Source organism: Chimaeribacter arupi (genome assembly GCF_002858805.1).
Taxonomy (GTDB): Bacteria; Pseudomonadota; Gammaproteobacteria; order Enterobacterales; family Enterobacteriaceae; genus Chimaeribacter; species Chimaeribacter arupi.
Genome location: NZ_PJZI01000004.1, coordinates 15039 through 36248, shown reverse-complemented (window position 1 = coordinate 36248; position 21210 = coordinate 15039). Strand labels below are relative to the sequence as shown.

General features: G+C 58.5%; 20 protein-coding genes. 13 read left to right on the top strand and 7 right to left on the bottom strand.

The features are described from left to right. Nucleotide 1: 1 nt before the first annotated feature. The 9 genes from murD (at nt 2) to lpxC (ending at nt 10410) form a co-directional block, all read left to right on the top strand. On the top strand, nt 2–1318 hold the full coding sequence (murD, locus tag CYR52_RS03700) for a UDP-N-acetylmuramoyl-L-alanine--D-glutamate ligase (protein WP_101827972.1): 1317 nt from the start codon (nt 2–4) through the stop codon (nt 1316–1318). Next, nucleotides 1318–2538, top strand: coding sequence for a cell division protein FtsW (gene ftsW / locus CYR52_RS03695; protein WP_072928835.1), 1221 nt, complete (start codon nt 1318–1320; stop codon nt 2536–2538). Before murD ends, ftsW begins: the two co-directional genes overlap by 1 nt. A 2-nt stretch (nt 2539–2540) precedes the next feature. Beyond that, nucleotides 2541–3647 (top strand): undecaprenyldiphospho-muramoylpentapeptide beta-N-acetylglucosaminyltransferase, encoded by a 1107-nt coding sequence (gene murG, locus CYR52_RS03690; protein WP_072928837.1) that lies wholly within the window; start codon nt 2541–2543, stop codon nt 3645–3647. Between the two features lie 21 nt (nt 3648–3668). Next, entirely contained in the window at nt 3669–5144 is a 1476-nt protein-coding gene (gene murC, locus CYR52_RS03685; RefSeq protein ID WP_072929087.1) for a UDP-N-acetylmuramate--L-alanine ligase, read from the top strand. Next, complete coding sequence (locus tag CYR52_RS03680) at nt 5137–6057, top strand: D-alanine--D-alanine ligase (protein WP_101827971.1); 921 nt, start codon at nt 5137–5139, stop codon at nt 6055–6057. Before murC ends, CYR52_RS03680 begins: the two co-directional genes overlap by 8 nt. Nucleotide 6058: 1 nt before the next feature. Further along, entirely contained in the window at nt 6059–6901 is an 843-nt protein-coding gene (gene ftsQ, locus CYR52_RS03675; protein ID WP_072928841.1) for a cell division protein FtsQ, read from the top strand. Further along, nucleotides 6898–8154: a cell division protein FtsA gene (gene ftsA / locus CYR52_RS03670; protein ID WP_072928843.1), complete on the top strand. Its 1257-nt coding sequence runs from the start codon at nt 6898–6900 to the stop codon at nt 8152–8154. Before ftsQ ends, ftsA begins: the two co-directional genes overlap by 4 nt. Nucleotides 8155–8225: 71 nt before the next feature. Next, entirely contained in the window at nt 8226–9392 is a 1167-nt protein-coding gene (gene ftsZ / locus CYR52_RS03665) for a cell division protein FtsZ (RefSeq protein WP_072928846.1), read from the top strand. A gap of 100 nt (nt 9393–9492) precedes the next feature. Further along, on the top strand, nt 9493–10410 hold the full coding sequence (gene lpxC / locus CYR52_RS03660; protein ID WP_072928848.1) for a UDP-3-O-acyl-N-acetylglucosamine deacetylase: 918 nt from the start codon (nt 9493–9495) through the stop codon (nt 10408–10410). A gap of 7 nt (nt 10411–10417) precedes the next feature. On the opposite strand, the gene CYR52_RS03655 is transcribed toward lpxC, so the two are convergent. Continuing rightward, nucleotides 10418–10936 carry a DUF721 domain-containing protein gene (locus tag CYR52_RS03655; protein WP_072928851.1) on the bottom strand — a complete coding sequence of 173 codons (519 nt, stop codon included), beginning with the start codon at nt 10934–10936 and terminating at the stop codon, nt 10418–10420. A 26-nt stretch (nt 10937–10962) separates the two neighbouring features. Here CYR52_RS03655 and secM point away from each other — a divergent pair, with 26 nt between their 5' ends. From secM to mutT, 3 genes are all read left to right on the top strand, one after another. After that, nucleotides 10963–11487 (top strand): secA translation cis-regulator SecM, encoded by a 525-nt coding sequence (gene secM / locus CYR52_RS03650; protein WP_101828016.1) that lies wholly within the window; start codon nt 10963–10965, stop codon nt 11485–11487. An 80-nt stretch (nt 11488–11567) separates the two neighbouring features. Next, a complete protein-coding gene (gene secA, locus CYR52_RS03645; RefSeq protein WP_072928854.1) occupies nt 11568–14279 on the top strand; it encodes a preprotein translocase subunit SecA in 2712 nt (903 codons plus the stop codon). Between the two features lie 151 nt (nt 14280–14430). After that, nucleotides 14431–14823 carry an 8-oxo-dGTP diphosphatase MutT gene (gene mutT, locus CYR52_RS03640; protein ID WP_101827970.1) on the top strand — a complete coding sequence of 131 codons (393 nt, stop codon included), beginning with the start codon at nt 14431–14433 and terminating at the stop codon, nt 14821–14823. Nucleotides 14824–14868: 45 nt separating this feature from the next. Here mutT and yacG read toward each other — a convergent pair whose 3' ends face one another. Genes yacG through coaE form a run of 3 tightly spaced genes read right to left on the bottom strand, consistent with a single transcriptional unit; the run spans nt 14869 to nt 16469 of the window. Beyond that, complete coding sequence (yacG, locus tag CYR52_RS03635; RefSeq protein WP_072928858.1) at nt 14869–15069, bottom strand: DNA gyrase inhibitor YacG; 201 nt, start codon at nt 15067–15069, stop codon at nt 14869–14871. 30 nt (nt 15070–15099) lie between these two features. After that, entirely contained in the window at nt 15100–15852 is a 753-nt protein-coding gene (gene zapD / locus CYR52_RS03630) for a cell division protein ZapD (RefSeq protein WP_101827969.1), read from the bottom strand. Nucleotides 15853–15857: 5 nt separating this feature from the next. Next, nucleotides 15858–16469 (bottom strand): dephospho-CoA kinase, encoded by a 612-nt coding sequence (gene coaE / locus CYR52_RS03625; protein WP_072929091.1) that lies wholly within the window; start codon nt 16467–16469, stop codon nt 15858–15860. 305 nt (nt 16470–16774) lie between these two features. Here coaE and CYR52_RS03620 point away from each other — a divergent pair, with 305 nt between their 5' ends. Beyond that, on the top strand, nt 16775–17815 hold the full coding sequence (locus tag CYR52_RS03620; protein WP_072928862.1) for a GMP reductase: 1041 nt from the start codon (nt 16775–16777) through the stop codon (nt 17813–17815). A gap of 171 nt (nt 17816–17986) precedes the next feature. Here the strand turns inward: CYR52_RS03620 and hofC are convergent, their stop codons facing one another. Genes hofC through ppdD form a run of 3 tightly spaced genes read right to left on the bottom strand, consistent with a single transcriptional unit; the run spans nt 17987 to nt 21052 of the window. Beyond that, nucleotides 17987–19192 (bottom strand): protein transport protein HofC, encoded by a 1206-nt coding sequence (gene hofC / locus CYR52_RS03615; RefSeq protein ID WP_101827968.1) that lies wholly within the window; start codon nt 19190–19192, stop codon nt 17987–17989. Next, on the bottom strand, nt 19185–20615 hold the full coding sequence (gspE, locus tag CYR52_RS03610; protein WP_101828015.1) for a type II secretion system protein GspE: 1431 nt from the start codon (nt 20613–20615) through the stop codon (nt 19185–19187). The genes hofC and gspE overlap by 8 nt, the downstream gene beginning before the upstream one ends. Then, nucleotides 20615–21052 carry a prepilin peptidase-dependent pilin gene (gene ppdD / locus CYR52_RS03605; RefSeq protein WP_072929095.1) on the bottom strand — a complete coding sequence of 146 codons (438 nt, stop codon included), beginning with the start codon at nt 21050–21052 and terminating at the stop codon, nt 20615–20617. Before ppdD ends, gspE begins: the two co-directional genes overlap by 1 nt. Between the last annotated feature and the right edge of the window lie 158 nt (nt 21053–21210).

The following is a 21210-nucleotide window of genomic DNA, read 5'->3' as shown; positions in this document are numbered from 1 at the left end:
CATGATTGACTATCAGGGTAAGCAGGTTGTCATCATCGGGTTGGGGCTGACCGGCCTCTCTTGTGTTGATTTCTTCATGGCACGGGGCGTTACGCCGCGCGTCATGGATACCCGTGTCAATCCGCCGGGGCGCGATAAATTACCGGCCGGTGTGGAATGCCATGTCGGCTCGTTGAATGAGGCGTGGCTGCTGGCGGCGGATCTGATTGTCGCCAGCCCCGGCATGGCGCTGGCGCACCCGGCCCTGAGCGCCGCGGCAGACGCCGGTGTCGAGATTGTGGGTGACGTCGAACTCTTCTGCCGCGAGGCACAGGCGCCGATCGTCGCCATCACCGGCTCAAACGGCAAAAGTACCGTCACCACGCTGGTGGGTGAAATGGCGAAAGCCGCCGGTTGGCAGGTGGGCGTAGGCGGCAATATCGGCTTGCCGGTGCTCTCCTTGCTCAGCACGCCCTGCCAGCTCTATGTGCTGGAACTCTCCAGCTTCCAGCTGGAAACCACCTCCAGCCTGAAAGCCGCGGCGGCCACCATTCTGAACGTGACGGAAGATCATATGGATCGCTATCCGTTCGGCCTTCAGCAGTACCGCGCAGCCAAACTGCGCATTTATGAAAACGCGGCGGTGTGCGTGGTCAATGCCGATGACGCCCTGACGATGCCGGTGCGCGGGGCGGATACGCGCTGCGTGAGTTTTGGGGCGGATGTGGGGGATTACCACCTCAACCGCCAGATGGGCGAAATCTGGCTGCGGGTCCGTGGCGAGAAAGTCCTGAATACCAACGAGATGGCGTTGACCGGTCAGCATAATTACACCAATGCCCTGGCGGCACTGGCGCTGGCCGATGCCGTGGGCTTGCCGCGCGCCTCCAGCCTGAAGGCGCTGACGACCTTTGGTGGCCTGGCACACCGCTTCCAGCTGGTGCATCAGCATAACGGCGTGCGCTGGATCAATGACTCGAAAGCCACCAACGTCGGCAGCACCGAAGCAGCGCTGAAAGGCTTACAGGTGGACGGCACGCTGCACCTGCTGTTGGGCGGGGACGGCAAATCAGCGGACTTTTCCCCGCTGACGCCTTACCTGCAACGGGACGCCATCCGCATTTACTGCTTCGGCCGTGACGGCGAGGCGCTGGCGCAGTTACGCCCTGAGGTGTCGCTGCTGACCGGCACCCTGGAAGAGGCGATGCGCGCCCTGGCCCCGGCACTGCAACCCGGCGATATGGTGTTGCTCTCCCCGGCCTGCGCCAGCCTGGACCAATTCCGTAACTTTGAGCAGCGCGGTGACGAATTCGCCCGGCTGGCTAAGGAGCTGGGCTGATGAAAATCCCAGGGCTGATGCTGGCCGGCCGTGTTTCCGGCAATTTGTTTGGCAAACTCAATGACTGGGTGATGGGCGCGCGCGAAAGCGACAACACCAGCATGGTGCTGTATGACCGCACGCTGCTGTGGCTCACGTTCGGCCTGGCGATTATCGGCTTCGTGATGGTGACCTCCGCCTCGATGCCGATTGGTCAGCGGCTGGCAGACGACCCGTTCCTGTTTGCCAAGCGTGACGCGCTTTACCTCGGGCTGGCCTTTGTGTTGTCCCTGGTGACGCTGCGGGTGCCGATGGCCGTCTGGCAGCGTTACAGCAACGTGATGCTGCTGGTGTCGCTGGTGATGTTGCTGATCGTACTGGTAGTCGGCAGCTCGGTAAACGGTGCGTCCCGCTGGATCGCCCTCGGCCCGCTGCGTATTCAGCCGGCCGAGTTCTCCAAGTTGTCGCTGTTCTGTTACCTCGCCAGCTATCTGGTGCGCAAAGTAGAAGAAGTGCGCAGTAACTTCTGGGGCTTCTGCAAACCGATGGGCGTGATGGTAATTCTGGCCGTGCTGCTGCTGGCTCAGCCAGACCTCGGTACGGTGGTGGTGCTGTTTATCACCACCCTGGCGATGCTGTTCCTGGCCGGCGCAAAAATGTGGCAATTCCTGGCGATTATCGGGTCAGGGGCCTTTGCGGTGGTGCTGCTGATTATTGCAGAACCCTACCGTATGCGCCGCGTAACCTCGTTCTGGAACCCGTGGGCCGATCCGTTCGGCAGCGGCTACCAGCTGACCCAGTCACTGATGGCATTCGGCCGCGGTGAATTCTGGGGGCAGGGGCTCGGTAACTCTGTACAAAAACTGGAATATTTACCAGAAGCACACACCGACTTTATTTTCTCTATTCTCGGTGAGGAGCTGGGGTATTTCGGTGTGGTTTTGGCCTTGTTAATGGTATTCTTCGTCGCTTTTCGCGCGATGTCCATCGGGCGCAAGGCATTGGAGATTGACCAGCGTTTTTCCGGCTTCCTGGCGTGCTCCATCGGCGTATGGTTCAGCTTCCAGGCGCTGGTTAATGTGGGCGCGGCGGCCGGTATGCTGCCGACCAAAGGCCTGACGCTGCCGCTGATCAGTTACGGCGGTTCCAGCTTGTTGATTATGTCCACGGCAATCGTTCTGTTGCTGCGGATCGATTTTGAAACGCGGATGACGAAAGCGCAGGCGTTTGTAAGGGGTTAATGATGAGTGGCAAGACCAAGCGTTTACTGGTGATGGCAGGCGGCACAGGCGGGCATGTGTTCCCCGGCCTCGCCGTGGCCCATCATCTGATGGCGCAGGGCTGGCAGGTACGCTGGCTGGGAACTGCCGACCGGATGGAGGCCGATCTGGTGCCGAAACACGGTATCGAGATCGACTTCATCCGCATTTCGGGGCTGCGCGGCAAAGGGCTGAAAGCTCAGCTGATGGCCCCGGTGCGCATCTGGCGCGCCGTGCGTCAGGCCAGAGCCATTATGCGCGCTTACCAGCCGGACGTGGTGCTGGGCATGGGCGGTTATGTCTCCGGCCCCGGCGGGCTTGCCGCCTGGCTGAACGGTGTGCCGGTGGTACTGCATGAGCAGAACGGCATTGCCGGGCTGACGAACCGCTGGCTGTCGAAGATTGCCAAAAAAGTATTGCAGGCATTTCCCGGTGCGTTTCCGCAGGCTGACGTGGTCGGCAACCCGGTGCGTACCGATGTGCTGGCCCTGCCGTTACCCGGTGTGCGTCTGGCGGGGCGTGAAGGCCCGGTGCGCGTGCTGGTGGTCGGCGGCAGCCAGGGCGCACGCATTCTGAACCAGACGATGCCTGCCGTGGCGGCCTCATTGGGTGACCGCATCACCCTGTGGCACCAGGTCGGCAAAGGCGCGCTGGATGAGGTGACGCAGGCGTATCAGCACGTCGGCCAGGCCCAGCACAAGATCACCGAGTTTATCGATGATATGGCCGCGGCCTACGCCTGGGCGGATGTGGTGGTCTGCCGCTCCGGCGCCCTCACCGTGAGCGAAATTGCCGCCGCCGGGCTGCCCGCGATTTTCGTGCCGTTCCAGCATAAAGATCGCCAGCAGTACTGGAATGCCCTGCCGCTGGAGCAGGCCGGGGCCGCAAAAATTCTTGAGCAGCCGGATTTCACCGCTGAGGCGGTGTGCGGGTTGCTGACACAATGGAACCGCCCGGTGTTGGCTGAGATGGCGCAACGCGCCAGGGCGGCGGCCATTCCGGATGCCACCGAACGGGTGGCCGCCGAGGTATGTGCGGTTGCGCACATTGACTATGAACGATCTGCGCCGCGCGCGGTCGTCAATCAGTAACGATGAAAAGTGAAGAATAACGTGAATACACAACAATTGGCGAAACTGAGAACCTTCGTGCCCGAGATGCATCGCGTCCGGCACATCCACTTTGTCGGCATCGGTGGCGCCGGCATGGGGGGTATCGCCGAAGTGTTGGCTAATGAAGGCTACCAGATCAGCGGGTCTGATCTGGCGCCAAACCCGGTGACGCAACATCTGACGGCACTGGGCGCACAAATTTACTACCACCATCGTGCAGAAAACGTGCTGGATGCCAGCGTGGTGGTGGTGTCTTCGGCCATCAGCCAGGACAACCCGGAGATTGTGGCCGCACGTGACGCGCGTATCCCGGTTATCCGCCGCGCGGAGATGCTGGCAGAGCTGATGCGTTTCCGCCACGGCATTGCGGTGGCCGGTACGCACGGCAAAACCACGACGACGGCAATGGTCAGCAGTATTTATGCCGAGGCCGGGCTGGACCCGACCTTTGTGAACGGTGGGCTGGTGAAAGCGGCCGGCACCCACGCGCGACTGGGCACCAGCCGTTACCTGATTGCCGAGGCGGATGAAAGTGACGCCTCGTTCCTGCATCTGCAACCGATGGTGGCGATTGTGACCAACATCGAAGCAGATCACATGGATACCTATCAGGGCGACTTTGAAAACCTGAAACAGACGTTTATCAACTTCCTGCACAACCTGCCGTTCTATGGCCGTGCCGTGATGTGTATTGATGACCCGGTAGTGCGTGAGTTGCTGCCGCGCGTCGGCCGCCATATCACCACGTATGGTTTCAGCGAAGATGCGGATGTCCGTATTGAAAGCTATCACCAGCAGGGCGCTCAGGGGCACTTTACGCTGAGCCGCCAGGATAAGACGCTGATGACCGTCACGCTGAATGCGCCGGGCCGCCATAACGCGCTGAATGCGGCGGCGGCTGTGGCGGTTGCCACCGAAGAAGGCATTGCCGATGCGGCGATCCTCAGTGCGCTGGCCGGTTTCCAGGGCACCGGCCGCCGTTTTGATTTCCTCGGTGAGTTCCCGCTGGCCCCGGTGAACAGCAAAACGGGTGCTGCGATGCTGGTGGATGATTACGGCCACCACCCGACAGAAGTGGATGCGACCATCAAAGCCGCGCGCGCCGGCTGGCCGGACAAACGGCTGGTGATGATTTTCCAGCCGCACCGCTATACCCGCACCCGTGACCTGTATGACGATTTTGCCAATGTGCTGTCGCAGGTGGATGTGCTGCTGATGCTGGATGTGTATGCCGCAGGTGAAGCGCCGATTCCGGGTGCCGACAGCCGCTCACTCTGCCGGACTATCCGCGGGCGCGGTAAGATTGATCCTATTTTGGTTTCCGATGTGGACACCGTGCCGGAAAATCTGGCCCAGATCCTGGAGAATGATGACCTGGTTCTGGTTCAGGGTGCCGGTAATGTTGGCAAGGTTGCCCGTAAATTGGCTGAGCAGAAGTTTCAGCCCGTAAGAAAAGGTGAAGAGCAGCATGGCTGATAAAGTCGCGGTATTACTGGGCGGGACGTCCGCCGAACGCGAAGTGTCGTTGCAGTCCGGGCAGGCGGTACTGGCCGGCCTGCGTGAATCAGGCATTGAGGCTTACGCGGTTGACCCAAAAGAGACGCCGGTCACTGAGCTGAAAGCGCTGGGCTTTACTAAGGTGTTTATCGCGCTGCATGGCCGCGGCGGGGAAGACGGAACGTTGCAGGGGTTGCTGGAGCACCTTGGCCTGCCTTATACCGGCAGCGGCGTCATGGCCTCTGCCCTGACGATGGACAAGCTGCGTACCAAACGCATCTGGCAGGCGATGGGCCTGCCGGTCGCGCCGTTTGTGGCGCTGAACCGTACGCAGTTTGCATCCGGTGAGCTGGGCGAAGATGCCACGACCCTGGCAGCGCTGGGCTTCCCGTTGATTGTGAAGCCGAGCCGCGAAGGCTCCAGCGTCGGGATGAGCAAAGTAGACAGCATTGAGCAGTTGCAGCCGGCGCTGGAAGAGGCGTTCCGCCATGACGATGACGTGCTGGTGGAGAAGTGGCTGAGCGGGCCGGAGTTCACGGTGGCGATTCTGGGGGACGAGGTTCTGCCGTCCATCCGTATCCAGCCGGCCGGCGTATTTTACGATTATGAGGCGAAATACCTGTCAGATGAGACACAGTATTTCTGCCCAAGCGGCGTCAGTGAGGCTGATGAGGCGTATCTGGCGGCCCTGGCGTTGCGCGCTTACCGCGCGCTGGATTGCCGCGGCTGGGGCCGGGTGGACATCATGCAGGACAGTGACGGTGGTTTCTGCCTGCTGGAGGTGAATACATCGCCGGGGATGACCAGCCACAGCCTGGTGCCGATGGCCGCCCGTCAGCATGGCCTGAGTTTCGCCCAGCTGACGGCGCGCATTCTGGAGCTTGCTGACTGATATGTCGCAGGCGGCCTTGAATTCACGCGAGCGCGATGAGCCTACGGTCAGCCGTAGCCTGCGCCGCAGTAACGGTACTCAGCTGGCAGGTATTCTTTTCCTGCTGATGGTACTGGGGACCATCGGCTGGAGCGGCTGGGCAGTGCTGGGGTGGATGAAAGATGCCAACCGGCTGCCGCTCTCCAAACTGGTGGTGACGGGTGAACGCCATTTCACCACCAATGACGACATCCGGCAGGCCATTATGGCCCTGGGGTCGCCGGGCACGTTTATGACGCAGGATGTGAACGTCATCCAGCAGCAGATTGAGCGGTTGCCGTGGATCAAACAGGCCAGTGTCCGCAAGCAGTGGCCGGATGAACTGAAGATCCATGTGGTGGAGTATGTGCCCGTTGCCCGCTGGAACGACCTGCATATGGTCGATGCTGAAGGAAAAGCCTTCAGCGTGCCGTCGGAACGGATGAGCAACCAGAAGATGCCGTTGCTCTACGGGCCGGAAGGCAGTGAACAGGATGTTTTGCAAGGTTACAGAACGATGAGCCAGACGCTGGCTGCCGGTAAGTTTACGCTGAAGATGGTCTCTATGACCGCGCGGCACTCCTGGCAACTGGCGCTGGATAACGATATCCGTATTGATCTGGGCCGTGATGACCGTGCAGGACGCTTGCAGCGCTTTATTGAGCTGTTCCCGGTATTGCAGCAGCAGGCACAGACCGACAACAAGCGCGTCAGCTATGTCGATCTGCGTTATGACACCGGTGCGGCAGTGGGCTGGGCTCCGGCATTCGTTGAGCAGCAAAACAGTAATCAGCAACAAAATCAGGCACAGGCAAAACAACAATGATCAAGTCGACGGACAGAAAACTGGTAGTTGGACTGGAAATCGGTACGGCAAAGGTTGCGGCATTGGTAGGGGAAGTTCTGCCCGATGGCATGGTCAACATTATTGGGGTGGGCAGTTGCCCGTCCCGCGGTATGGATAAAGGTGGCGTCAACGATCTTGAGTCGGTGGTAAAATGCGTGCAACGCGCCATCGATCAGGCCGAACTGATGGCAGATTGCCAGATATCGTCAGTCTACCTGGCGTTATCCGGCAAACACATCAGTTGCCAGAACGAAATCGGGATGGTTCCTATTTCGGAAGAGGAAGTCACGCAGGAAGATGTGGAAAATGTGGTACATACCGCTAAATCGGTACGTGTACGTGATGAACACCGCATTTTGCACGTGATCCCGCAGGAATACGCTATCGACTACCAGGAAGGGATTAAAAACCCGGTGGGGTTGTCCGGCGTGCGGATGCAGGCAAAAGTGCATCTGATTACCTGCCATAACGACATGGCAAAGAATATTGTTAAAGCCGTGGAACGTTGCGGCCTGAAAGTTGACCAACTGATTTTTGCCGGTCTGGCAGCCAGCTATGCGGTGCTGACAGAAGATGAACGTGAACTGGGCGTGTGCGTCGTGGATATCGGCGGCGGCACGATGGATATCGCCGTGTATACCGGTGGGGCATTGCGCCATACCAAGGTGATCCCTTACGCCGGCAATGTGGTGACCAGTGACATTGCGTATGCCTTTGGTACGCCGCCGACCGATGCTGAAGCCATTAAAGTGCGCCACGGATGTGCGCTGGGTTCCATCGTCAGTAAGGATGAGAGCGTTGAGGTGCCGAGCGTAGGCGGTCGTCCGCCGCGCAGCCTGCAACGCCAGACACTGGCTGAGGTGATCGAGCCGCGTTATACCGAGCTGCTGAACCTGGTCAACGATGAGATCCTGCAACTGCAGGAGCAGCTGCGCCAGCAGGGCGTTAAGCATCATCTGGCCGCCGGCATTGTCCTGACCGGCGGCGCGGCACAAATCGATGGTCTGGCAGCCTGTGCCCAACGGGTGTTTCACACCCAGGTCCGCATCGGCCAGCCGCTGAATATTACCGGACTGACGGATTATGCGCAGGAGCCTTACTACTCCACAGCGGTAGGGTTACTGCACTACGGAAAAGAGTCTCACCTGAGCGGTGAGGCGGAAGTGGAAAAACGCGCCTCAGTGGGCAACTGGTTCAAACGAATCAACAGCTGGCTGAGAAAAGAATTTTAATGTTTAACAAGAGATCAAGCTGATCCTCTTTTTTTGATCTCGAAGCGACAGGCACAAAACGGAGAGAAATTATGTTTGAACCTATGGAATTAACCAATGACGCGGTGATTAAAGTCATCGGCGTCGGCGGTGGCGGCGGTAATGCCGTTGAACATATGGTGCGTGAACGCATCGAAGGTGTTGAATTCTTCGCCGTAAACACAGACGCCCAGGCGCTGCGTAAGACGGCGGTGGGCCAAACCATCCAGATCGGCAGCGGGATCACCAAAGGGCTGGGCGCAGGCGCCAACCCGGAAGTGGGCCGCAACTCTGCCGAAGAGGACCGCGAGGCATTGCGTACGGCCCTGGAAGGCGCCGATATGGTCTTCATCGCGGCCGGCATGGGCGGCGGTACCGGTACCGGTGCTGCGCCTGTTGTCGCTGAAGTGGCAAAAGATCTGGGTATTCTGACCGTGGCCGTTGTGACCAAGCCTTTCAATTTTGAAGGCAAGAAACGTATGGCCTTCGCCGAGCAGGGGATTGCTGAGCTGTCCAAGCACGTTGACTCCCTGATCACTATCCCGAACGACAAGCTGCTGAAAGTCCTGGGCCGCGGTATCTCCCTGCTGGACGCCTTCGGCGCAGCCAATGACGTGCTGAAAGGCGCGGTACAGGGCATCGCTGAGCTGATCACCCGCCCGGGCCTGATGAACGTCGACTTTGCCGACGTGCGCACCGTGATGTCCGAAATGGGTTACGCCATGATGGGTTCCGGCGTGGCTTGCGGGGAAGACCGTGCAGAAGAAGCAGCCGAAATGGCGATCTCCAGCCCGCTGCTGGAAGACATCGACCTTTCCGGTGCGCGCGGCGTGCTGGTCAACATCACTGCCGGCTTCGACCTGCGTTTGGATGAGTTCGAAACCGTGGGTAACACGATCCGCGCCTTCGCCTCGGATAACGCGACCGTGGTTATCGGTACGTCCCTTGACCCGGAGATGAATGACGAACTGCGCGTCACCGTAGTGGCAACCGGCATCGGCATGGACAAACGTCCGGAAATCACGCTGGTGACCAACAAGCAGCAGACCCAACAGCAGCCGGTTATGGATCACCGTTACCAGCAGCATGGTCTGTCGCCGCTGCCGCAGCAGCAGGAGAACAAACCTGCCGCCAAAGTGGTCAACGAGCAGAATACGCAGTCGAACAAAGAGCCTGATTACTTAGATATTCCGGCTTTCCTGCGTAAGCAGGCTGATTAATTGTCGCTGCTTTAGCATCTCCGCTCTTTGTGCTAAACTGTCCCGCCGATCCTGGTATAAGCTGGGGTTGGTAGGATGGATAACATTGCGAGATAAAACGATGATCAAACAACGCACATTAAAACGTATTGTTCAGGCGACAGGCGTCGGTTTGCATACCGGTAAGAAGGTCACGCTGACTCTGCGCCCTGCACCGGCCAATACCGGGGTCATCTATCGTCGCACTGACTTGAATCCACCGGTAGATTTCCCGGCAGATGCCAAATCCGTGCGTGATACCATGCTCTGTACTTGCCTGGTCAATGAGCATGACGTACGTATTTCTACGGTTGAGCACCTGAATGCTGCCCTGGCCGGTCTGGGCATCGACAACATTGTGATTGAAGTCGATGCGCCGGAAGTTCCGATCATGGACGGCAGCGCCGCGCCTTTCGTCTACCTGCTGCTGGATGCCGGTATCGAAGAGCTGAATGCAGCCAAGAAATTCCTGCGGATTAAAGAGACTGTCCGTGTGGAAGAGGGTGACAAGTGGGCCGAACTGCGACCGCATAATGGTTTCAGCCTCGACTTCACCATCGATTTTAATCACCCGGCGATTAACAGCAGTTCACAGCGTTATCGTATGGATTTCTCGGCCGACGCGTTTGTGCGCCAAATCAGCCGGGCCCGTACTTTCGGTTTCATGCGTGACATCGAATACCTGCAGTCCCGTGGCCTGTGCCTGGGCGGCAGCTTCGACTGCGCGATTGTCGTCGATGACTATCGCGTCCTGAACGAAGACGGCCTGCGTTTTGAAGACGAATTCGTGCGTCATAAAATGCTGGATGCCATCGGTGACCTGTTCATGTGCGGCCATAACATCATTGGCTCCCTGACGGCGTACAAGTCAGGCCATGCGCTGAACAATAAACTGCTGCAGGCTGTGCTGGCGAAACAGGAAGCGTGGGAATATGTGACCTTCCAGGACGAAGCGGAAATGCCGCTGGCATTCAAAGCGCCGTCTGCTGTGTGGGCCTGACCTTAGCTTAGTTTTTCTTATCACGACTGGTTGCACTGGTACTCTCTCCGGCCAGGGCAGCCAGCCGTTCTAACGCCTTTTTCAATTTTTCCGGGCTGCGATCCGCGACACCGCGTAACGCATCCGCACTCTGCGGGCTTAATTGCCGGTAAACCTCGCTCGTCTCTGCATTCTGCGGTTTTTGCGCAGCAGCTTCCGCTTTTGCCATTAACGACGGATTAATCCTGATGTCGATCGCGGACAATGATGGTAATATTTGCGCTCGTAGTGCAGAGAGAAGATTGGACTGTTCGTAGCGTAATCGCATCATCCAACTGGCATTCGCCGTTTCAAGCACTAAAATACCCTGTCGGTAGTTAGCGACACGGCACCAGGGATGCAACTGAACAGGCAACAGACCTTTCACTGCACGGTTAAGCTTTAACAGCGCGGTAGCGCGTTGTTGTACGCTTTGCAGCGGGCTTTTCCCTCCTGCCGAGGCATCGTCGAACAGGACATCTAATAATTGTGGGCGGCTATCACGCATGGCGGGGCTCCGGCGGATCTAAACTCGTGATCGGTATTCTAAATCGTTGGCGACAATTTGGCAGACGTTATTTCTGGCCGCATCTTCTGCTGGGGATGGTCGCGGCGAGCTTTGGCGTGTCGTCAGGGTTAACCAGCTCTTCTGATCAATCCGCGCTGCCTAACCCGTCGTCCAGCTTAAACCGTCAGAACAGCGCCAGTACAGCCTTTACGCGCCTGATGTTGTTGCAAGAGGCGCATCGCCGCCCTTCCTTCAGTGTCGACTACTGGCACCAGCATGCCATCCGTACGGTTATCCGTCACCTTTCCTTTGCATTGGCACCGGCCGCTGTCTACCAGACCGCTACCGATGCTGAATCCATTCACGCCGAGCCGTTACAGGCACAGCGCCTCGCTTTGCTGGTCACGCTCAATGCTTTACTGACGCATGAACCCAAACCACCGACGATTATCCGCTTCACCTCTGCCCGTCTTTTTATGGCGGTCATCCGCTACCAGGCGGGCCTATGGCTGGCACAGGTGCAAGGTATTCGTGCCGGTCCGATTGCATAATTCCCCCAATACCTTTAAAACAATTGATAAATCAATAAAGTAGTGGCTAATAATTAGCCAGCTGAGAGATATTAAGAATTATGTTAATCAAATTATTGACCAAAGTATTTGGCAGCCGCAACGACCGCACCCTGCGCCGTATGCGTAAAGCGGTAGAGCAAATTAACCGTCTTGAGCCGGAAATGGAAAAGCTTTCCGATGACGCGCTGAAGGCGAAAACGGACGAGTTCCGCGCCCGCCTGGCAAAAGGGGAAGTGCTGGAAAGCCTGATCCCGGAAGCGTTCGCCGTTGTGCGTGAAGCCAGTAAACGTGTCTTTGGTATGCGTCACTTTGACGTCCAGCTGCTGGGCGGCATGGTACTGAACGATCGTTGCATCGCTGAAATGCGTACCGGTGAAGGTAAAACTCTGACCGCTACCCTGCCGGCGTACCTGAATGCGCTGAGCGGCAAGGGCGTGCACGTCATTACCGTCAACGACTATCTGGCCCAGCGTGACGCCGAAAACAACCGCGCCCTGTTTGAATTCCTCGGCCTGTCCATCGGGATCAACCTGCCGGGTATGCCTGCGCCGGCCAAACGCGCCGCGTACGCCGCTGACATCACCTACGGCACCAACAACGAATACGGTTTTGACTACCTGCGCGACAACATGGCCTTCAGCCCGGAAGAGCGCGTGCAGCGTAAACTGCACTATGCGCTGGTGGATGAGGTGGACTCCATCCTCATCGATGAAGCGCGTACTCCGCTGATTATCTCCGGCCCGGCTGAAGACAGTTCGGAAATGTACATCAAGGTTAACAAGCTGATTCCAAAACTGATTCGTCAGGAAAAAGAGGACTCAGACACCTTCCAGGGCGAAGGCCACTTCTCCGTGGATGAAAAAGCCCGCCAGGTGCATCTCACTGAACGCGGCCTGATTCTGATTGAAGAATTGCTGATGGACGCCGGCATCATGGAAGAGGGCGAGTCACTCTACTCCCCGACCAACATCATGCTGATGCACCACGTGACCGCTGCCCTGCGTGCCCATGTGCTGTTCACGCGTGACGTTGATTACATCGTCAAAGATGGCGAAGTCATCATCGTTGACGAACACACCGGCCGTACCATGCAGGGCCGCCGCTGGTCTGATGGCCTGCATCAGGCAGTGGAAGCCAAAGAGGGCGTGGAGATCCAGAACGAGAACCAGACCCTGGCCTCCATCACCTTCCAGAACTACTTCCGCCTGTATGAAAAACTGGCCGGGATGACCGGTACGGCTGACACCGAAGCGTTCGAATTCAGCTCCATCTATAAGCTGGACACCATTGTCGTGCCGACCAACCGCCCGATGATCCGTAAAGATCTGCCGGATCTGGTCTACATGACCGAGCAGGAAAAGATTGGCGCGATCATCGAAGACATCCGTGAGCGTACCGCCAACGGGCAGCCGGTGCTGGTGGGGACTATCTCCATTGAGAAATCGGAAGTGGTTTCCAATGAGCTGACGAAAGCCGGTATCAAGCACAACGTGCTGAACGCCAAGTTCCACGCCCGCGAAGCGGAAATCGTGGCACAGGCCGGTCAGCCGGGTGCCGTCACCATTGCCACCAACATGGCGGGCCGTGGTACGGACATTATGCTGGGCGGCAGCTGGCATGCCGAAGTCGAAGAGTTGGAAAACCCAACCCAGGAACAGATTGACGCCATTAAAGCCGCCTGGCAGAAACGCCATGACGCGGTACTGGCGTCCGGCGGCCTGCATATCATCGGGACTGAGCGCCATGAATCCCGCCGTATCGACAACCAGTTGCGCGGCCGTGCCGGTCGTCAGGGTGACGCAGGTTCTTCCCGCTTCTACCTGTCGATGGAAGATGCGCTGATGCGTATTTTCGCCTCCGACCGTGTGTCCAACATGATGCGTAAACTGGGCATGAAACCAGGTGAAGCGATTGAGCACCCGTGGGTGACCAAAGCGATTGCCAATGCCCAACGCAAAGTGGAAAGCCGTAACTTCGACATCCGTAAACAGCTGCTTGAGTATGATGATGTCGCCAACGATCAGCGCCGCGCGATCTACACCCAGCGTAATGAGCTGCTGGATGTGTCTGACGTCAGCGAAACCATTGCCAGCATCCGTGAAGATGTCTTCAAGGCTACGCTCGACGGCTACATCCCGCCGCAATCCCTGGAAGAGATGTGGGACATCCCCGGCCTGCAACAGCGCCTGAAAACGGACTTTGATCTCGACCTGCCGATTGCCGACTGGCTGGACAAAGAACCGCAACTGCACGAAGAGACCCTGCGCGAGCGCATCCTGCAAAATGCGATTGAGGTTTACCAGCGTAAAGAGGAAGTGGTCGGCATCGAGATGATGCGCAACTTCGAGAAAGGCGTGATGCTGCAAACGCTGGACTCCCTGTGGAAAGAGCACCTGGCGGCTATGGATTACCTGCGCCAGGGCATCCACCTTCGTGGTTATGCGCAGAAAGATCCGAAGCAGGAATATAAGCGTGAGTCCTTTGCCATGTTTGCGGCGATGCTGGAATCACTGAAATATGAAGTCATCAGTACCCTGAGCAAGGTGCAGGTGCGTTTGCCGGAAGAAGTCGAAGCGCTGGAGCAACAGCGTCGTGAAGAGGCAGAGCGTCTGGCCCAGCAACAGCAACTGAGCCACCAGACTGACGCCGCGATCGAAGCGGAAGCCGCACGCAGCGGCGCCGTGGGTGAGCGCAAAGTCGGCCGTAACGACCCGTGCCCATGCGGTTCAGGGAAAAAATACAAACAGTGTCACGGGCGCCTGCAAAAATAAGGCGGCGTTGATGACTGCGCCGCCCCGCAAAGGGGCGGCACAACCGCTAAGACACAGGGGTTCAGCGCGCTGAGCCCCTGTTTTTTTGCCTGGTGTTCAGAGAAGAGCGGTGGCCAGACAAGGCTGGCGCTCACAACAAAAGGAGACGCGTGTGACATTAAAACACCTGACGATTGCCGTCGGTATCATCCGTAACCCCCGCCATGAAATCTTTATTACCCAGCGTGATGCCGGTTCCCATATGGCAGGCTTTTGGGAGTTCCCCGGCGGCAAAGTTGAAGCCGGTGAGACGCCGGAACAGGCCCTGATACGTGAGCTGGACGAAGAGACCGGCATTGTGCCGGTTTCAGTGCAGCCGCTGAAAAGCGTGGAGCACGCGTTTGACGATCGCCGCGTCACCCTCCATTTCTTTCTTGTCGAGGCGTGGCAGGGCGAACCCTATGGCCGTGAAGGGCAACCGATGCGCTGGGTCCCGCAGCACGCATTACGGGAAAAGGATTTCCCCCCGGCCAATGCGGCCATCATCGCCTTACTGAAAGCCTGATTATCCTGTCCGGCGCGCCCTGTCGGGCAGCGCCGTCAGCCGGCCTCAGCGCTCGTCCTCTTCACTCCACTTTTCAGAATCATTGATGTCGGTCTGGCTGGGGATTCGTTTCTCTTCGTCTGCCCATTCACCGAGGTCAATTAACTGACAGCGCTTGCTGCAAAACGGGCGGTAGGGGCTCTCTTCACCCCAGACCACCGGTTTCTGGCAGGTCGGGCAGTTGACGATAGTCTGTTCGGTATCCATGTGTTCTCCTAAAAATAAACCGGGCAGCACCTAGCAGCAGGCAAGGGTGAAGGAAAGGCGTGCCGGTACCTGTCCGCGTTCGCTATCCAGTGATAAAAAGCGAATGGCGTAACGGGTTTTGTGGCCTGAAATCTGTGGGTAAATCTGGTGCTCCAACGCCACCCGTAACCGCAACAGGTCTGCATCTTCCGCATTATCCTGGAAGAAGCCGTTCAGGCTGATCTGGTTTTTGAAGGGGCCGGACTGGCGGATCAAATCCAGGATAATCGTCAGTGCGTCGCTCAATGGCGCAAGGGTCGCCAGCCAGCTGTTTACCTGGCTGTTACGCGCTTCCTGATCCAGATGCAGCCACATATGCAGCGTTGGCAAGTCAAAACTGCAACAGCCGCCGGGAATGCTCAACCGCTGTTTAACCAGGCTGATTAACCGATCCTCACGCAGTGACTGCCCCAGCCGCGGGGCAGCCATCAGGGCGGTAGAGCGTTGTTTCAGTTGCTGGCGCAAGGCTTCAACCCGGCTCATATCCACGCCCGGCACGTCTGCCCATACCCGTAACTTCTGCTGTTGACGTTCCAGCTCTTTGACCAGCTCGGTGCGGACTTCACCGCGCTCCAGAACGTCCAGCAGGTCAGAGATGGTACGGAAGAAGGCGAGGGCGGTAGCAATATCACGCAACACCGGGTACTGATGCAGTTGTTGCAGTAAAAACTCAATACGCAGCCAGGTGCGCATTTTCTCATTCAGGGGGTGTTCAAACAGAACGCTGGGGGAAAGGTCACTCATGTCTATTAATCCTGTTGGGTTGCCGCCGCCAGTTGCAGGTAATACTGGTGAAGGGCAGCAACGCGCGGTTCGATCGCTGAGGGATCGCCGCTGTTATCAATCACATCGTCGGCACAGGCCAGGCGTTGTTCGCGTGTCACCTGTGCGGCAAGAATATTTTCGGCCTGCCGGCGTGTTACCCCGTCGCGCGCAGTGGTCCGGGCCAGCTGCGTCTCACGGTCAACATCGATCACCAGCACCCGGTCAGCGCGGGTCTGGAGGCCATTTTCGATCAGCAACGGCACCACCCACAGCACATAGGGCGTGGTGGCCTGCTGAATACAGCGTTGTGTCTCTTGCTGGATCAGCGGATGCAGCAAGTTGTTCAGCCACGTTTTTTCCGTGGGATCGGCAAAGATGAGCTCGCGCAGGCGGGCGCGGTTAAGGCTGCCGTCAGGGTGCAGCAACGCCTCACCGAAATGCGCCGCAATGGCGGCGAGGGCCGGCGTTCCCGGTTCCACGACCTGACGGGCAATCACATCAGCGTCAATCACCGTTACACCTAAGCGGGAAAACGCATTTGCCACGGTACTTTTGCCACTGCCGATGCCGCCTGTCAGTGCAACAAGGTAGCTCATGGTCATGCTCTCACTAAGAAGGATAGACGAAACATCATGATACCTAATGGAACCTTTTACTGCGGCAGTGTGCACAGGGCGTTTTTTTGGACTGCCGTACAGTAATAATCGTGAGCAGTGTCACGCCGGATTTATCTAGTTAAATTTCTGTGATTGTAGCGTAAATAAAGTCAAATTCGCAGACTTGTTCGGCGATTATTCCGGCGTATGATGACGTCACTGGGAATGGCAGCACGACTTTTCGCGCACCTTTCTGCCCGATCACCTTTTTGCGATCCGTCGCCTACGACCAGGAAACCGTCACTATGCGTATTGAAGAAGATGTAAAACTCGGCTTTAAAGATGTCTTGATCCGCCCGAAACGCTCTACGCTGAAAAGCCGCTCTGACGTTGACCTGCAACGCCGCTTCACCTTTAAACATGCCGGTGCCGCCTGGTCGGGCGTACCGATTATTGCCGCCAATATGGACACGGTCGGCACCTTCCGTATGGCAACCGTTCTGGCCTCATTTGATCTGTTAACGGCTGTGCATAAACACTACAGCGTTGAGCAGTGGCGCACCTTTATTGAAGGGGCAACAGACGAGGTGCTGAACCATGTGATGGTGTCTACCGGCACCTCAGAAGCTGACTTTGTTAAAATGAAGCAGATTCTGGCACTCTCCCCGGCATTAAAATTCATCTGCATCGATGTGGCTAACGGCTATTCCGAGCATTTTGTTGCCTTCCTGCAACGGGCGCGCGAAGCCTGTCCGGATAAAGTGATCTGTGCCGGGAATGTGGTTACCGGTGAAATGGTGGAGGAGCTGATCCTCTCCGGGGCTGACATTGTCAAAGTCGGTATTGGCCCCGGTTCTGTTTGCACCACGCGGGTAAAAACCGGCGTAGGCTACCCACAACTCTCCGCCGTTATCGAATGTGCGGATGCTGCCCACGGGCTGGGCGGGCAGATTGTCAGTGACGGGGGCTGCGCCGTACCGGGTGATGTGGCCAAAGCATTTGGCGGCGGCGCGGATTTCGTCATGCTCGGCGGGATGCTGGCCGGCCATAATGAATGCGAAGGCACCATCGTGGAAGAGAACGGCCAGGAGTTTATGCTGTTCTACGGCATGAGTTCTGAGTCCGCCATGAAACGCCACGTCGGCGGCGTGGCAGAGTACCGCGCTGCTGAAGGCAAAACGGTAAAACTGCCCCTGCGCGGGCCGGTTGACCATACCGTCCGTGACATTCTGGGCGGGCTGCGCTCCGCGTGCACTTATGTCGGGGCTGAGCGGCTGAAAGAGCTGACCAAGCGCACCACCTTTATCCGGGTGGCCGAGCAGGAAAACCGTCTGTTCGGGCAGTAACGCCTCTTTGCATCGGCAGCCGGAAGGCAACGCCCGGCTGCCGATGTCTCCTCTCACTGGTTCCTGATGTTTAATCGCTGATTCCTGAGCCCTGAGCCCGGCACACTGATTCCTGCGCTGTGTACGCGTTTGGTAACCGCTATCATTGCATTTACCCACTACTCACTTCATTTACCCATTGCCCATCACACTGCCCAGCTGGAAAATCGGCAGGTACATGGCGATCACCAGCCCACCCACGATGCAGCCCATCACCACCATCATCAGCGGCTCCAGCGTTTGCGCCAGCCCCTCAGCCTGTTGCATGGTTTGCTGTTCGTACCATTGCGCCAGCCTTGCCAGCAGGGTGTCCAGTGAGCCGGACTCCTCACCGACCCGCGTAAGCTGCCGGCACAATGGGGTAAACAGCGGCTCTGCGGCAATCGCCTGGTGCAGAGGCACACCCTGGCTCACCTGTTGCTGAACCCGCATCACGGCCTGCTGGTAACAGAGATTGGGAACGGCTCTGGCTGCCGCCTGCAAACCGGTAAGCAAGTCCAGCCCGGCCCGCTGGGTCAGGGCCAGCGTCGAAAAAATCTGGGCAATGCTGCCGCCCTGAATCAGCCCGGCAATCAGGGGCAGGCGCAACAGCAGTTGCTGTTCCCGTTGTTGCCAGCGCGGCTGGGGATGGAGCCGGAAACCATACCCCAGTGCTGCCATCACCAGCAGCATAAGCAGCCACGGCCCTTGTGTGATAAGCCAGTGAGAACAGCTTATCAGCGCCTGGGTAAACCACGGCAGCGGGGCATTAAAGCTCTGGTAAATCGCTGCAAAAGCCGGCAGCACCAGCGTCAGCATCAGGATACAAACCAACAGCGCAATTGCACTGACAATCAGCGGGTAACGTACCGCCTTGCTGATCCTTTGGCGCAACCGCTGGGCCCGCTCCTCCAGTTGAGAAAATTGCTGGCAGCAGTGATCGATATTGCCTGTCAGCTCACCGACTTCCATCATCTGGAGACAGATAGCCGGAAACACCGCGGGGTAACGCGCCAGCCCCACTGAGAGCGGCAGGCCGTCTGCAATCCGGGCCGCCACGTCCTGCAAAACACAGCGCCAGCCCGGCCTGGGGTGCCCCTCCGCCAGCAGGGTGAGGCTCTCCATCAGCGGCAGCCCGGCTTGCAGCAGGGTAGCCAGTTGCTGAAACAGCGCAGTGCGCTCCGTAGGTGTCCAGTCGCGTTTACGTAACCGGCCCAGAGACACGATCCGCAGCGGTTGCAGCCCCTGTTCGATAATCTGTTCAAGCGCCGCCTGCTTACCGGCAGCCAGCAGATCGCCCTGTTGAAACTGCCCCTGAAGGTCTATGGCTTGCCACCGGAACAGGCAAAGCTCAGCCATCTTGTGCCCCCACCACCCGGTACACTTCCTCCAGTGACGTGGTGCCCTCTGCCGCCAGGGCCAGGCCCACATCCAATAACGAGGCCTGGCCCTGATGCCGGGCAATCTCTGCCAGCTCCTGTACCGTGGCCTGCCGGGTTAACGCCTGTTGAATTTCCGGGGTGACCACCAGCATTTCATATAAACCGGTACGGCCATAGTACCCGGCACAACAGTGGTCACAGCCTGCCGCCCGCCAGGGAAACAGCGGCCCGCCGGTGCTTCCCGGCGGCAGGGGCGACGGGTCAGGGCTGCGGGTGCGGCAATAGGGGCAGAGGCGGCGCACCAGTCGCTGGGCGATCACCAGCTTCAGGCAGGAGGCGATAAGGTAGCCCTCAATGCCCATCTGGTTCAGCCGCACCAGCGTCTCAGTTGTTGAGTTGGTATGCAGCGTCGACAGCACCAGATGCCCGGTCTGCGCGGCATTCACCGCAATCTCTGCGGTTTCCGCATCACGGATTTCACCCACCATGATGATGTCCGGGTCCTGGCGCAGCAGCGCCCGCAGAATGCGCGCAAAGCTCAGTTCTGCTTTCGGGTTGACCTGCGTCTGGTTGATGCCCTCCACCGGAATCTCGACCGGATCTTCCACACTACAGAGGTTATGCGCCGGGCTGTTGAGCTGCTTCAGCCCACTGTAGATCGTGACGGTTTTGCCGCTGCCGGTCGGGCCGGTGACCAGAACCAGCCCCTGTGGCTGCGCCAGCACGCGCCGGAAACAGGCCAGTGCCTCCGGCGTCATGCCTAACTGCGCTATATCCGGTGCCTGTTGCGGCCCTTGTTGCAGGCGCAACACCAATTTTTCACCGTACAGGGTCGGTAAAGAAGAGAGGCGCAGGGCGAGCGGCTGCCCACCGCACTGCACGGTACACTGCCCATCCTGCGGCAGGCGTCGCTCGGCAATATCCAGCTTGCCCATCACTTTAAGGCGCGCAATGATCTGGTTGCCCAACTCAGCCGGTGGCGGGGCGCTCTCCTGTAAGACGCCGTCAATCCGCAGCCGCAGGCGATAATGCCCGGCATACGGCTCAAGGTGAATGTCTGAGGCTCGCCGCTGCAACGCCAGCAGCAACATCTCCCGGATAAAGAGGGCCGCCGGGGTATTGTCATCCGCCTGTGCGGCATCTGCCGGAGCATGAAAGGGGCCAGGCGACGCTGCCGTCGTCTCAGGTGCTGTCTGCCGGGCCTGTTCCAGGCGTGCCGCAGGCCAGCACTCCGTGTGCAACGCCTGTGGGCAGGCAAAGCGCAGGGCTTCGCTGAGCGCGTCCAGCACGTCAGCCTGCGCCGCGACATGCAGATGCTGTGCATCATGGCGGATAATCACCGCCTGATACCGCGCGCAAATCCGGCGCAGCGCGGCCGTTTGTTCTTCGGTGACCGGCATCATGCATTCCCCGCCTCAAACCGGAATACCTCTTCGCACAGCGTTTGCAACTCACCCGTTGCCGCACACCGGCGCTGCCATACCAGCCCGCCGGCCTGCGCGTCCGGCACCGGGGTCATGGTCACACTCAGGCCATTCAATGCGGCCTGCCCGGTCAGGGTAATAACGCCGTTAGTCACCGTCACACCGCTGACATAGTGAGTGGATTTACTGGCTGGGATCCCCGCTGCGCCGAGGTTGCAGCCGGTTAACGCCCCCTGTTCAATGGCGCAAAGTTCCGTCGCCATTTTGTAAGGGGTCATCGCCTGCAGCATGTCGGTCAGGGCGGCTTTCTGGATGTAACTCTGGTAGGCCGGTATGCCGACGGCACTCAGAATTGCGATGATGGCAATCACCACCATCAACTCGATCAGGGTAAAGCCTTGCTGGTAATGCATATGTTCACTCCGCTGGATTAAGGTGCCGCCACGGTAAGCATCCGGGCTGCGGGGTGCCAGCGGCAAGGCTTCAGTGTTCGGCGTGGCCCGGAATAAAAAACCGGTATTCAGCGGGTTACAAAAAAGAGTGGAATCAGGATCGCAGGCTGTGAGGAATG

Bases quoted from the DNA above. Each gene is read 5' to 3' on its own strand.
- murD (WP_101827972.1), top strand. From the start codon at position 2: ATGATTGACTATCAGGGTAAGCAGGTTGTCATCATCGGGTTGGGGCTG.
- ftsW (WP_072928835.1), top strand. From the start codon at position 1,318: ATGAAAATCCCAGGGCTGATGCTGGCCGGCCGTGTTTCCGGCAATTTG.
- murG (WP_072928837.1), top strand. From the start codon at position 2,541: ATGAGTGGCAAGACCAAGCGTTTACTGGTGATGGCAGGCGGCACAGGC.
- CYR52_RS03680 (WP_101827971.1), top strand. From the start codon at position 5,137: ATGGCTGATAAAGTCGCGGTATTACTGGGCGGGACGTCCGCCGAACGC.
- ftsQ (WP_072928841.1), top strand. From the start codon at position 6,059: ATGTCGCAGGCGGCCTTGAATTCACGCGAGCGCGATGAGCCTACGGTC.
- ftsA (WP_072928843.1), top strand. From the start codon at position 6,898: ATGATCAAGTCGACGGACAGAAAACTGGTAGTTGGACTGGAAATCGGT.
- ftsZ (WP_072928846.1), top strand. From the start codon at position 8,226: ATGTTTGAACCTATGGAATTAACCAATGACGCGGTGATTAAAGTCATC.
- lpxC (WP_072928848.1), top strand. From the start codon at position 9,493: ATGATCAAACAACGCACATTAAAACGTATTGTTCAGGCGACAGGCGTC.
- CYR52_RS03655 (WP_072928851.1), bottom strand. From the start codon at position 10,936: ATGCGTGATAGCCGCCCACAATTATTAGATGTCCTGTTCGACGATGCC.
- secA (WP_072928854.1), top strand. From the start codon at position 11,568: ATGTTAATCAAATTATTGACCAAAGTATTTGGCAGCCGCAACGACCGC.
- yacG (WP_072928858.1), bottom strand. From the start codon at position 15,069: ATGGATACCGAACAGACTATCGTCAACTGCCCGACCTGCCAGAAACCG.
- zapD (WP_101827969.1), bottom strand. From the start codon at position 15,852: ATGAGTGACCTTTCCCCCAGCGTTCTGTTTGAACACCCCCTGAATGAG.
- coaE (WP_072929091.1), bottom strand. From the start codon at position 16,469: ATGAGCTACCTTGTTGCACTGACAGGCGGCATCGGCAGTGGCAAAAGT.
- CYR52_RS03620 (WP_072928862.1), top strand. From the start codon at position 16,775: ATGCGTATTGAAGAAGATGTAAAACTCGGCTTTAAAGATGTCTTGATC.
- hofC (WP_101827968.1), bottom strand. From the start codon at position 19,192: ATGGCTGAGCTTTGCCTGTTCCGGTGGCAAGCCATAGACCTTCAGGGG.
- gspE (WP_101828015.1), bottom strand. From the start codon at position 20,615: ATGCCGGTCACCGAAGAACAAACGGCCGCGCTGCGCCGGATTTGCGCG.
- ppdD (WP_072929095.1), bottom strand. From the start codon at position 21,052: ATGCATTACCAGCAAGGCTTTACCCTGATCGAGTTGATGGTGGTGATT.